Raw genomic sequence first — 12676 nt, 5'->3', positions numbered from 1 at the left:
GGTTATACAATGGCAACGCCGCGGTTATCCGATAACGAGCCTGACCCTATAGCTTGCCCTCAGATATCCAGCGCTCGACCAAATCGCGGCTGGCCTCAAAATGCATGCTATCCTCACGTGAGAAACCCGCACCCCAATACCAACCTTCTGCGCGGAAAAAATCAGCGAGGATCGTCAGACCCAATTGAGTGCGGCCATCCCCAAGTACATCGAGCTTTCCGTCGATATTCAGGTCGACCGAAAGACCAAAGGCATGAGACGACGCCCGACCGGGTGCGCCTCGAATATGCCGTACACAAAGGGCACCGGCCGTGTTGATACGGGCATACAAGTCGGGGTCAGCCTCCTCGATCTTGGAGAAAACAGAACGGAGACTTTCTATTGCAGGTTCCACCATGCGCACGCGGATCGGTCCCACCCTCTCCGTCTTCAGTTTGGCGCGCAGTCGGGCGTTTGTCATAGGCAAGCAGTCAGAGGTGAGGCTGGCCCTTGGCGGCCCGAAGATACCTGTAAGATAGCTGGGCGATGCGTGGCGCAGCCCCTCGTTCAGGTCCCGCCGGGCCCCAATCAATACGACCTGAGCATAAGAATCGAGCAATGCATTCGGTCCGTCATTGGCAAAGGCACCCCCCAGTTCGCGTGGCCCACTGTCACCCAGTGGCGCAGCAGTTGGGGCGGGGCGAGACTCCAAAATCGCGATGGATTTTTGCAGCTGTTCAATTTGAGAACCAAGTGCCTCAATCTGCGAGCGCAGCACTTCAATTTCGATCCGCGCACCAGAGTCTATAGCTGGTCCCGCATTAGATAAATCACCATCGGATGCATATCGAATTTCAGGTTCCGGCCTGAACTGAAAGTAGACAAGTACCAGTATGCCGACGAAGATCAGCCCCATAACGCCGAGTATGATCTGGATAAGTCGATTTTCCATTGTGCACTCTCAACAGGGGACGAAGGGGCAAGTTCCGCCGTTCTTGATCATTGAATAAATATCACAGGGAGGACTTGCCTAAAAGCGCGTCCAACGGATCATCCAAGGGGGCAGGAATAAGATCGTCCAGATCAACAGCAGCGGGTGCACCGCCTGCGCCCCACAAGGGTGCATCCAGATGAAAGAGGGCTCGCATCTCGGATCCTTGCGGCAGACCTCTTGATGTCATCAATCTGTGATCTCGATCCGTCATCGTCGACCAAACCGAACATGCGCCGTATGAATGGTCTATCGCTTGTGCAGCAAGGACCTGTTCAACGGGCAGCGGCCCAGCATAGGGCAATCCTGTCGGACATGCTTGCGGTTCAATGATGTGAACGGTCTCTAGCGCTGCAATAAGGCCGTCACGACGTCCGGTATCATCCAACATTTGCAGGGCGACTTCCTCTAACTGTTCAAAAGTCGTTCTATTGGCCAAGTGCGTGAGTGCAGCTGATCCACCGCCATGCGGTGACACCAGGGTCAGAGGATACTGTCGACCGACGCGATCGACAGAGGCCATTAGAATGCCAGACATTGCAGAAGGTCCAGCATGGCCCGCCTGCAAGGTAAACCGCCAGATCGGAGCAGACATGTAGGCATCGTCCCAACCGCTGCCCAAAACGGATTTGCTGTCAATCATGGCACCTTGGAGCCACGTGTCCCAAGTCTTCACAAACCCTGCAGGCAAGTTGTGCCGAAAAAAGTCACCTAAATCGGGAATTTTGCCAAAGGCGCCGAAACCGCTCATACCCTAGCTCCGTCTAGAAGGACGTTGGGCATTTGAACTTACCCAAAGCCGGAAGTGAAAACGGGTTCAACACAGATCCTGACTGCAGTTGGAAAATCGCTATGCGTCCCCCAACGTTGAAGATCACACGGTTCCGATCAGACACATTCGTGCGGCGCACCTCGGCCGCCGAAAGAAGTCGGAACCAACCCCAAGGTCCGTCGCGTGCAATGGAATTGCCCGCATTTTGTGGCGCCGGTTGCATCACGATGCGCGCCGAACCCACTGCACCTGGCCATGTAATGGCAGCAGGGCGCGGCGCGGCAGAATGTTGAAACGCCACCTCTTGACCGTCAATTTCCAACACAACGCTTTGCGCTTTGGGATCCAAAGCCTCGGGTGTGATTTGGAATTTTACGGTTGGATTTGGTGCACCTGCAAAGAATGCATCACGGATTTCGGATGCATATTGCAATTGTTGCAGAACTGACTGCGAAATCCCGAGATCAGCATCATTCACCTTTTTCCACGCCCAAGGCCGCGCGCGGGTATCCACATATTGCAGCAAGTTTTCGTTGAAAAACGTGTCAATCAGACCGTTGGGTGCAAACAGGCGTTCAAAGTCGCCCATCGCCACATCTGCCCTTGCACCGCGCGTGAATGGATAACGGTTATCCAATGCTTTTTGGCAAAAGGGGAGCACTTGGCTTTGCCATTGTGCGTTAATACTGGCGCGTGTCCCATCGGCCGTAATACCCGAGGACCCCGTCGAGATCTGCGTGGACCAACGCTGGATCGGTCCAGGGAGACGATTGGCAAGCTCTTGAAAGCGTACAATGGCCGTCGCATCGCCGGCACCCGCACCGACCCCACCCGCGAACGACAGTTTATTCAACTCGTTGTAGACCTCGGTCAAACGTCCAATCAGCTCCGCGAGTTGCGAAGGTTGGCCGCGCACCTCTTCGGTCAACTGATGCAGCCACGAGAACCGGTCTTCGACAAACGAACCCGGCGGTGCTGGCGCATCTTCTCCGCCTTGGCCGCCTGTTGCACTGCTGGTCAGCGTGTTCAGGAACATCTGACTACGCGCCGACATCGTCGACTCCAGCTCCATGGTCGCGATTTCGCCTGCACCGGCCGCCAGCCCGCTTGCGCCACCTGCACTGCGCTGTTCCGTCAGCTTGGTCTCGTCGGCGATGGCCGTGAGAATGTTGACCAATGGCGAAGTTGGTCCGGACAGCACGTTTGTGACCTCAACAGCATGAGGCAAGCTTTCCATCGGGATGATATCAATATCGCCCAACACCTGATCATATTGCGAGATGTAGTCGGTGTAATACAGATCCAAGACATCACGGCTCATTGCGACCAATGCCGCCTCCGACTGCTCGCTGGCACCACGTTCACCGAGGACCCAGCTTTCCCGCTGAACCCGTTGGGCCACACCGAGTGCCTCGTCCAAGAAAACATTATTGAACCCATCATAGGTAAAAATGCCTGGAACGCCGTCCGACAGCCCACGACCGGAGGATCGCACGATCGCCCGGCTGATTGCTGGCCCACCAATATCGGTCAGACGCCACTCTGGTAGCTCCTTGGCACGAGGTGAATTGATGATTGAGTTATAGACCCGTTGCGCCAATGGCATTTCGGACAGCAAGCCCTGTACTTGTTCCACCAGAGGACCGTTCAGACCCACTTCATCCATAGGCTTGTCCAACATGAACGATAAATGATTGAACAGGTCGCCGCGCAATTGTGCGCGTGCGTCCCCCGGGAACGCAACGCTCCAATCCGCGACCATCCATTCCTTGACCAAATCCCGGTTCATTGGCCCTTTTTGACCAAGCATCATGTAGATTTTTAGACCTTCATAGAGAAAATCCGGGTTGTTGACGTTCGCTTGAATCTGTTCTTCCAGCCGCAAGATCAGGCGGGGCAAAAGATGCTGATTCAGTGCCGCTGTATAGGTCTGGCCTGTTTGGTTGCCCAAAACGCGCCCCTGATAAAGTCCATACGTCATTGTACGTTCAGGTCGTACATCACCGTTGGCAGGGTTCGTTGGCGCGGACCGCAATACATTCAACGCTGGCACGATAGATGGAAGGTCGCTGTCTGCGATCGGACTTGCGGGGATCTGAGCTGACACTGTGCGGTAATTGTCCACGGTCTGCGCCACATCATCAATCAACGCAACATTGCCCAGATAGCTACGCGCCCAAATGCTGGTCACGCCAATACCGCCGATAACAGCCGCCATGATAGCAACGCGTTTGGTCCATTTGTACCGGCGTACCGTTTTATCATCGGCACTGACGAGACCAGCCTCCGGAAAGATCACACCTTCGAAGAGACGAGTCAAAAAGTACGAACGACCCGACCCGCGGCCCGTCCCAATTGCCTGACGCCCAATACCAAACGTGTTGGCCATGCCCATCATCAAACGGTCAATTGGCGTCCCTTCTTGAGTGCCCGAGGCAAAGTACACTCCACGCAAAAGATGTCGGTTCTCGAAACGATTTTCTTGGAAAACTTCATCCAGAAATGCCTTGGCAGTGTGCCGTACTGTAGCCACTTGCGCAGGAAAGCTAGAGATCAGAGACCGACGCTGGTGATCTGTTTCTTGTTGCATCCGCTCAAGGGATTGAGCGTTCAACTGCGCCAAAAGCGCACCGAATTCTTCATCAAACGCGGCCATTGGCGAGGCCGATTTCTTGGACTTCTTTGGAAGAGGCAGGGTAAAACCCCAAACCTGACCACGTTCCTCGCGGCCCATGTTGTCAAAGAACTCTGTAAACCCGGCAATCAAATCGGCCTTGGTGAACATGACATAAACTGGAAACCGAACACCGAGCTTTTCGCGCAATTCGTGCAACCGGCGACGAATGGCGGCAGCATGGGCCTTTTGCTGTGCCTCATCCTGCATCGAAAGGTCAGACAGGGAAATTGCAACGATAGCCCCGTTGATAGGTTGGCGGGCACGGTTGCGTTTCAAAAGGTTCAAGAAGCCCAGCCAGCCCGCATTGTCCTCGTCTGCACCGCTGTCTTGAGTTGTATATCTCCCAGCGGTATCAATCAGGACTGCATCGTTCGAGAACCACCAATCACAATTCCGGGTCCCGCCAACGCCCTTGATCTCGGTCCGTTCACCACCGTCATTCAAAGGAAACTGAAGACCAGAATTCTCGATGGCCGTTGTCTTACCGGCACCGGGTGGACCGATCATGATGTACCAAGGCAACTCGTACAAAGACCGTCGGCCTGCCTTCGACTTGCGCAGAGTAACCAGCGCATCTTTGAGCTTGCCCTTCAGCTCTGCCAATTCGGCCTTAACCACTTCATCATCTTCATCCGACATATCGTCGATGCTTTCGACAATATCCTCCTCCATCTTTTTTCTTTTTTCGACCGCCGCAGAATAATCAGCAGCATTGTCAGCAAGGCTAGAAAAACGATGATGCCGATTGTAATCAGGCGGGAAAAGACACTCAGGAACGGGGCGCTCTCTCCGAAACTGAGAATTGGCCCAAGGAACCAAACCATCGCGGAAAACGCGACCGTGACGATCAAGACGATGGACAGAGCCGACCCAAGGCGGCGCAGATAAGCCAAAATCATGCTTCGTTTTCCTTAACCAAAACGATTTCAATACGCCGGTTTTTCGCGCGACCCTCACGGGTGCTATTATCCGCGATAGGCTCTTTGTCGGCACGCCCTTCGGCGCCCAGCCTATCAGGATTGCTGATCTGCCCAGCCAGAGTACGCCGAACAGCCTCCGCGCGCGCAAGGGACAGATATTGATTGGACGGGAACCGTGATGAACGGATCGGCTGATTATCCGAATGACCCACGATAATGATCGGGCCTTTTGTATCTTCCAACGCTTCGGCGACACGCGACAGTGGTAAATCGAAATTGGGATCCAGTCTGTCCGACCCGGATCCGAACATGCCAGAGCCTGCCAGCCGCACTGTAATCGTCGAGTAGTCTTGAAAAACTTCGACGATTCCATCCTCCAGCTCTTGATCCAAGAACCCGCGCACTCGGTCCATTTCTTCTTGAGGCGGCTCTGCAACGATGGGAGGTGGCGCACGCCGGACAAGTTCTGCCGGCACCCCTGGATCTAGCACTGACAATTGGCCCAACACGCGTTCGGTAGATCGGTTCAACATCCAACTCATGGAGAGAAAAGCGATCGTTAGGGCCAGTGCAACCGTTGCAGATGTGATCCAAACCGGCTTCCAGATCGACAGAACACGATGGGGTTCTTCTACACCGCGCCAATGAGGCGATAGATCAGCCTCAACCACGCCGCGTTGTGCACGTATGATCCGCGCTAGTCCGGCACGAATTTCCATATGTTTCTCGGTACCGCGTTGCTCGACCCGCAAGCGCCCTTCAAATCCAAGCGATAAGCACATGTATAGGAATTCTAGAAGGTTAATGTTTGTTCCCGGCTCTTTTTCCAGACGGGCCAAAAGATCGTAGAAACGGTCACCACCCACAGTTTCTTTGTGAAACGTACCAACCATGGATTGCTGCGCCCAAATAGACTGACCACCCCACGGCGTGTTTAAGACGACGTCGTCAATGGTGGCGCATATGGCATATCGGGCGATCTTAACCTCCTGTGCATCAATGCCGTTTTGCAACGATCGATTTTCGAAACCCCGTACCTCGGCAACAACAGATCGACGCAGTTTTTCCGGATCCATGTGCTGGGCCCGGTTCCGGATGCGCGAAACCAGCGAAAACAGGGTAGCAGCCGCCGCATTGATCGGGTTCATCCCTGTCATGCCTTGCTCCACCGCTGGATCACCAGCGGGCGAGTCGCCCGGCGCAGCGGCTATTGCGGGCTGCGGCACACCAAAAGCGCCCCCTTGCTGGGGTTGCGGCATGGACGGCGCGTTTTGCGGCACGCCAGCGCCAAAATCAGGGCTCGCGGCTGGCTGCGCCGCAGGCGTAGGGGAAGTGGGCATTCCCCGTCTGCCGCCGGGATTTGGCCGAATTATGGTGCGGTCGCCGTCTTCTGGCTCTCCAAATGGATCGTTGCCTGACATATCACGTCCCCCAAAAACACTTTCCAACCGGACCCCACACGGGTTTGGTTGATCTATTGCTTAGCGCAAAGGGCCCGCCAAACAGCGTCAGCTTAACCCTGACGGATGGCCCAAAGCTCCATCTTAAGCCCGGGAAAATCGCCCGAGACATGGACGGCGACACCGCCCGATGTTGACATCCTACCCCAATGGGGACTGTCGCCGTCCAGTTCAAAATAAACAACGCCTGCATGATACGGAATTTGTCGCGGCGCTACAGGTAGTGGTCGTAACGGTATCCCCGGCAAAGCGGAATTCACGAGTTGGCGGATTTCTTCAACGGGACCAATCTTAGACTGGTTTTGGAAATGACGCCGAATATTCTCGGCCGGAATATCAGCCTGTACAGCCAGGACAAAACCGGCAGTCGAAAGCAGTTTGCGGTCTGCAATGATCCCAACCGAAATCCCGTACTTTCGCGGATCCAATGGGATCGCAATTGCGGTTTGCTCCAGAACCGACGAAAGATACTGACGCAGGACTTTGACAACGGGGGCAAATGTCTGGGTCAGATTATCGTGGGCATAGGATGGAAACTCAGGGGCTGCCTTGGTGGGGGACATAAAGGTAGATAGCTCACCCGCAAGGGACAGACAGGCCGTATAAAGCTGTTGCGGATGAAGGTTCTCAATCTGCGCCAAATGACGCATTACTGGCTGCATCCGATTGACCACCATTAGAAGTAGAAAATCTGAAATCTCAGCCACACCTTTAGTGCCGCCACCCTCTGACAGACGGCCAGCGAGTGCCGACTTGCGGTGATCCAACAAGCCATCAAGCTCACGCAAAAACTCTTTCAGAACCGGCGCAGATTGGCAGTCGATACAGGACGGAACAAAAGCGCGGTCCAGAACGACTTCCTTATCGGCCTTCACTTCAATGATTTTTGCAATTGGGATGCACAAACGGTCGGCCAGGTCATCTACCTCAAGAGCGAACTGTAGGCGCAATTTCCCAACGCCCAACGTTACTGCCTTTTTTCCCGCAGATGTCACATCGCTGACTTCTATTTCGGACGGGCGCAGGCGGGCCGCCGACAATTCCGCGCCGGTCATGTCAACCTCTAGCGCGCCTTGACGACGTTGCGGAACCGTCAAGTAGACAATGCAGTCTTTGATCGTATCAGGTACATCAAGCGCAGGCGGATGATCATCGGACGCAGGCACCTGAAACGCCGTGCCATCTTGTGTCAGACCGGCTGCGCGTTTGATCGAGAACTGACCAACCTTCAGCGCCTCGTCGTCAATTTCAAGCGCGTTGATGCCCCATAGATAGGGTGCTACGCGCCGCGCAAGACCGCCCACCATCGCTTCCATGTAACGGTCGGATTGTTGAAAATGATGGGGCTGGAGGAACAATCCCTCGGACCATAGAACCTTACTGTCCCACGACATTCATGACCGCCTTTGGTTTCAACGTCTTTATCACTTTAGCTTGTCTAACTGGTCTTGATACGCCCGAGCAAATTCTTTGGCGAACAACTCTTGGAAATCGTTCTCTGCTTGATCGGAAATCTCGGCAAAGCGGTCTTCATAGATTTCCCAGTAGCGCGCTTTCTTACTTTTGAGCATACCGGTAAGACTGCTGTCCTTGGAAATCGTTTTTTCAAGCACTTTGGGATCAAGCTTGCCCAAGACACCCTTCAGCGCCGCCTCCATCCCGGTGATCATCGCCACCTCGTGGGCCTTGATGTCCTTCAATGCCTCGGCTGTCGCCTCTTGCGCACTAAGATAGCCTTTGGCAGTGGGCCGCACCATTGTTTCGACGGCTTGATCGGCGGATAGCGAGAATTTCAACGGGTTATTGCCGCCGATCTGGATCATGGTTTGTTCAATGCGAAATTCAGACTTGATGGACTGACGCGTCATTAGGATTTCGCGCAAGCCTTCAATCATCATGCGCATGACCTGTCCCATGCGCGCCATGGTTGGCACGACTTCGGTTGGTGCAATTTGCACGTCCTGCGCCCCCAGAGCATTTAAAAAGGCCGACGAAGCTGCACCACCCGCTGGCAACTGTTGCGGCGGTGTTGCTGCCGGCACAGCATCGCCCCCAAAGCTCTCGCCAGCACCCAATGCATCTGCCGTAAACGCGTTTTGTGGGGTTGGTGTTGCAGGCTGTGCATAGGGATTGGCAGCTGCGGGCGTGGATGGCGTAGGAGCAAGCAAATCATCCCAATCATCTGGAATCGCGCCAGAAGCCTGCGCAGCAGAGGGAGGTGAAAAGCTGTCTTGACCCGCTGCATTATGTGACCCGATGCTGGATCCAAACCCGTCCATTGGGTCGGGCGCAGGGGGCAACAACCCGTCATCATCCACGCCAAGTGGTGGCATCAAACCGTCTTCGCCCGGCTGCTCTCGGGTCACTGAACCGGGCCCGACCAATCCGCCAGTCCCCCCAGCAGATCGTCCAAGAAATCACCACCATCACCGGGGGCATCCAACAAATCAGCGTTCGACGGTGCGTTGGCCGCAATACCGTGCGATACAGATCCCATGTCGAGCGGATCGGCAATGCCGCCCTGAACCTCGCCCGACTGGATACTTATCAAAATTTCATAAGGGCCAACCGAGATAATGTCGCCATCGTTCACGGGCGTTGGTGTCGGCCCAAGGGCGAGCTTACCGTAATTGAGAAATGTCCCATTGGTCGAAAAATCTACAACGATCACATTGCCGTTGTGATCCTCGATCGCGCAGTGACGCTTTGACAGCTCACGATTCGGATCTGGTAAAACGAGGTCATTCTCAGGCCCGCGACCAATGGTCAGCGACGGGCCATTCATAGTCACCGGATCGCCACGGCCTGGAATACTGCCTGTGGATTGGAAGCGCAGGGTGATGGACATCGGTCTGGCCCTACCCCCCTGTCAACACAGTGAATGCACCCATGACAATCGCACCGCTTGCCGCACACATGTCACCGATACGGGCCGCTGGCATTTTCTGGATCAATACAGTTGCCGAACCTTTGGCAATTGGATGCGGCACGGGTGGCATGGCACCTGCGCACAGGTCAGTCATCCGCGCAGCCGGCAGATTTGACACAAGAACAGTAAACGCCGCTGGTGGCAAAATCGGCATCGGAGCGCCCATGGTACAGGGCCCCACATGCATGTCGGTAATACGCGCTTGGGGTAGTCCTGGCATGACTGTTTATCCTTTGACTTCGGCAGGGGCTGCTTTTGGCGATGCGTTCAATGCTACCGCACCATTACCGCCCCGCGCAATGTCCAGCGCCCGCTCAATCGAGAGTTGAAAACGAAAATCCGTATCCTTGCCAATCGATAGCGTCTTCAGGTTAATGCCAAAACAACAAGCGGCCACAACGCCAACGGGTGCCGGGTGCTGCGCCATGTCGCCCGGTCCAAGATCACCCGGCGCATAGAAGGCAGCTGTCGCACATAGGGCTGCCTTGTCCCCGGATCCTTCGCTTTCCATCACTTTTTCAAGCGTCGCACGGTTTTCCTCGGTCGGGCCAAACACCCATGCTTCCGCCGCTTTCAGACAAAGACTGGTGCCGCCACCCACTACGTCACGGCCAGCCAGACACCCCCACCACACCACTTCTCGCGGAGGCAGCGACACAGATACCAGTCGGATCATATCTACCCATGCCTGGGCCTCGTTCAATTCAGCCAATACCACTGGCACGGACGCGCTGGCCGGAGCGGACAAAGCTGTTTTTAGCTTTGCATTGTTCATTGCCAACAATCGAGCTGCTGGCTGGTCGGGAATCTTCTTCAGATCAGAAAAGCGTTCTGCCATCTTTACATCCCGCCTAGTTGATCATCGTTAGACCGCCATTGAGGGTGAGTAGCGCATCACCTTCAACAGTCGTCATGGGAGAACCGACGTCAACCGTCGCCTGACCTTCAACTTTCACCATGATGCCTTTTATCGTTATTCCAGAATTGTCGATCGTGATCGAGTTGGCCCCGACACTCAGCTTAATCTCCATCCCTGCGGAAATAGCGATTGATCCGGCGGTTGTGTCTACCGACAGGTCACCCAAAGACACGGTATGGCTTTCAGACCCCTTGGAGACCTTGCGCGTGACGTCGCCACTTGTGACGGTTTGCGTATAGTTTCCGGTGATGGTGTTTGTTGACTTGCCTTCAATCTTTTCGGTGTGATTGGTTTTGACAAAGATGTCCTGATTACCGCTTTCGACCTTAAAGATATGGTCCCCGGTTTTGATCGTCTCGGTCTTTGTGTGATATACTGTTTGCGTCAAGTCACCGGGATCCTGCTTTTCCATCCCGATCGTGATTTCAGCGTTGTTCTTGATGATTTCTTTGTAGTCTTTTTCAGACTGCAAACGGACAAATTCGCTGTCCTTCAGGTCCTCAAAAACCAGCTCATTGAAGTTATCGGTGCCGCCCCCTTTGGTGGACCGGGTTTTGATCCCGGTCTGAGTCATGTTTCCGGGCAAGCCGTAGGGGGGCATCGTGTCTTTGTTGTACAGCATGCCCGTACAAATCGGACGATCTGGATCGCCTTCCTCAAACTGGATCACAACCTCTTGCCCGATGCGCGGGATGGAGATCATACCCCAATCCTTGCCCGTCCAAGGCATGACACATCGGACAAAGCAGGTGGTCTTTTCGTCTTTCTGGCCAAGCCGATCCCAGAAAAACTGAACTTTGATACGACCATACTGATCGGTGTAAATCTCCTCTCCCGATGGGCCGGTGACCACAGCCGTTTGTAACCCGTTAATCTCGGGCCAAGGCGTAGTTTGTGGTGCGCGGAAAGGTACTGATTTCGGGATTACATCGAACACCACGCGGTAGGTATCGTTGTTGTCCTCGTCCACAGGAATACGCGTGTCAAACAACGGCTTTTTCGTCTCGTCGTCCTCGTAATCCGTCTCGATCTGCATGTAATGCGTGGCGCGCGTGATCAAGTATTCCTGATTGTTATTGCTGCGCGGGTGATCCTTTAACTTGAAGGTTTGGCCAACACCCAAGGTCCGCACGTTCCCCGCACCCCGCGAGATCAGATGCTCTACTGCCATTGCTTCCATCCGGACCTTGGCAAATTCCTCGCCCGTGCCGGCAATGCGATGGTGCCCAGGATAGCGGTAGTGTTCGTAATTCTTATAACTGTGGTTGCCCTTTGCGGACATTTTGACCTTTTTCTGATCTGCCTTGGGGCTCTCAAAATCGTAGTCGTTCAACGTGACTTTGCCGGTCGTTACACCTGTGCCTTCAGCCCAGTCAAAGATGTGGTCTTCGTTCCGGCGGTAAGTCTTTTCCTTGAACTTGAAGTCAATTGTGGCGTGTTTGGGCGTCGGCGCATGAGCACTGATGGCATCGGCCAGAACCATCTTTAGTTTCTTCCCGTCTTGGCGGAAGTAGTAGTAGATCCCTTCCTCTTCCATCAACCGAGACAGGAAATCAAAGTCCGTCTCGTGATATTGGACGCAGTAAGGGCGCGTTTTGTATGTTCCCGTGGTCTTCTTTTCCAAGTCGCTGGAAAACCCATAGTCTCCTAGGATTTCTTCAATGATGCCTAGGACCGTCTTTTCCTGAAAAATGCGGTTTTCTTGGGTGCGGGTCAGGAACCAAAGCCATGGGCGCACCTCGGCCACGAACAAGACCAGCCCTTCGTACAGCCCGACATATTCGCACGACACGCAGACGCCCGTAAAATAGCGCTCTTCCTGATCTGAATCCTTCATGACCAAGGTCATCTCAGAGCCAAGGATGTCTTGCATATCAAGCGATGTATCGGACGAAATGAATTCGATCGTCGTTTCGGTCAACATCGAGAACCCATCGACGACGCGGGCATTTTTCAGGTTCACGGGCTTAGATGAATAACTGCCCTCGATCCACACCTCACGGTTTTCTAAATCAACTTTACTGGGCAT

General features: G+C 54.4%; 10 protein-coding genes. All 10 read right to left on the bottom strand.

The window, feature by feature from the left end; all coding sequences use genetic code 11:
* Positions 1-46 precede the first annotated feature (46 nt).
* The 10 genes from ACZ1G0_RS01375 to ACZ1G0_RS01330 all read right to left on the bottom strand — a co-directional run bounded on the left by ACZ1G0_RS01375 (position 47) and on the right by ACZ1G0_RS01330 (position 12676).
* A complete protein-coding gene (locus ACZ1G0_RS01375) occupies positions 47-895 on the bottom strand; it encodes a M15 family metallopeptidase (protein ID WP_472735304.1) in 849 nt (282 codons plus the stop codon).
* Positions 896-992: 97 nt separating this feature from the next.
* A complete protein-coding gene (gene tagF, locus ACZ1G0_RS01370) occupies positions 993-1721 on the bottom strand; it encodes a type VI secretion system-associated protein TagF (protein ID WP_472735303.1) in 729 nt (242 codons plus the stop codon).
* Positions 1722-1734: 13 nt separating this feature from the next.
* A complete protein-coding gene (tssM, locus tag ACZ1G0_RS01365) occupies positions 1735-5376 on the bottom strand; it encodes a type VI secretion system membrane subunit TssM (protein WP_472735302.1) in 3642 nt (1213 codons plus the stop codon).
* Entirely contained in the window at positions 5315-6760 is a 1446-nt protein-coding gene (gene tssL / locus ACZ1G0_RS01360; RefSeq protein ID WP_472737753.1) for a type VI secretion system protein TssL, long form, read from the bottom strand. Before tssL ends, tssM begins: the two co-directional genes overlap by 62 nt.
* A gap of 92 nt (positions 6761-6852) precedes the next feature.
* Complete coding sequence (gene tssK, locus ACZ1G0_RS01355) at positions 6853-8193, bottom strand: type VI secretion system baseplate subunit TssK (protein WP_472735301.1); 1341 nt, start codon at positions 8191-8193, stop codon at positions 6853-6855.
* Positions 8194-8223: 30 nt separating this feature from the next.
* A complete protein-coding gene (gene tagH / locus ACZ1G0_RS01350; RefSeq protein ID WP_472735300.1) occupies positions 8224-9165 on the bottom strand; it encodes a type VI secretion system-associated FHA domain protein TagH in 942 nt (313 codons plus the stop codon).
* Positions 9162-9647: an FHA domain-containing protein gene (locus tag ACZ1G0_RS01345; protein WP_472735299.1), complete on the bottom strand. Its 486-nt coding sequence runs from the start codon at positions 9645-9647 to the stop codon at positions 9162-9164. The genes tagH and ACZ1G0_RS01345 overlap by 4 nt, the downstream gene beginning before the upstream one ends.
* Positions 9648-9657: 10 nt before the next feature.
* Positions 9658-9882, bottom strand: a complete 225-nt coding sequence (locus ACZ1G0_RS01340; RefSeq protein WP_472737752.1) for a PAAR domain-containing protein — start codon at positions 9880-9882, stop codon at positions 9658-9660.
* 72 nt (positions 9883-9954) lie between these two features.
* Entirely contained in the window at positions 9955-10566 is a 612-nt protein-coding gene (locus tag ACZ1G0_RS01335) for a DUF6931 family protein (RefSeq protein ID WP_472735298.1), read from the bottom strand.
* Between the two features lie 13 nt (positions 10567-10579).
* Complete coding sequence (locus tag ACZ1G0_RS01330; protein WP_472735297.1) at positions 10580-12676, bottom strand: type VI secretion system Vgr family protein; 2097 nt, start codon at positions 12674-12676, stop codon at positions 10580-10582.

This window comes from Thalassobacter sp. HA4-2, from assembly GCF_055693705.1.
This window is presented reverse-complemented; position numbering and strand designations above follow the sequence as displayed.

Bases quoted from the DNA above. Each gene is read 5' to 3' on its own strand.
- tssK (WP_472735301.1), bottom strand. From the start codon at position 8,193: ATGTCGTGGGACAGTAAGGTTCTATGGTCCGAGGGATTGTTCCTCCAG.
- tssL (WP_472737753.1), bottom strand. From the start codon at position 6,760: ATGTCAGGCAACGATCCATTTGGAGAGCCAGAAGACGGCGACCGCACC.
- ACZ1G0_RS01335 (WP_472735298.1), bottom strand. From the start codon at position 10,566: ATGGCAGAACGCTTTTCTGATCTGAAGAAGATTCCCGACCAGCCAGCA.
- ACZ1G0_RS01375 (WP_472735304.1), bottom strand. From the start codon at position 895: ATGGGGCTGATCTTCGTCGGCATACTGGTACTTGTCTACTTTCAGTTC.
- ACZ1G0_RS01330 (WP_472735297.1), bottom strand. From the start codon at position 12,676: ATGCCCAGTAAAGTTGATTTAGAAAACCGTGAGGTGTGGATCGAGGGC.
- ACZ1G0_RS01340 (WP_472737752.1), bottom strand. From the start codon at position 9,882: ATGCCGATTTTGCCACCAGCGGCGTTTACTGTTCTTGTGTCAAATCTG.
- ACZ1G0_RS01345 (WP_472735299.1), bottom strand. From the start codon at position 9,647: ATGTCCATCACCCTGCGCTTCCAATCCACAGGCAGTATTCCAGGCCGT.
- tagF (WP_472735303.1), bottom strand. From the start codon at position 1,721: ATGAGCGGTTTCGGCGCCTTTGGCAAAATTCCCGATTTAGGTGACTTT.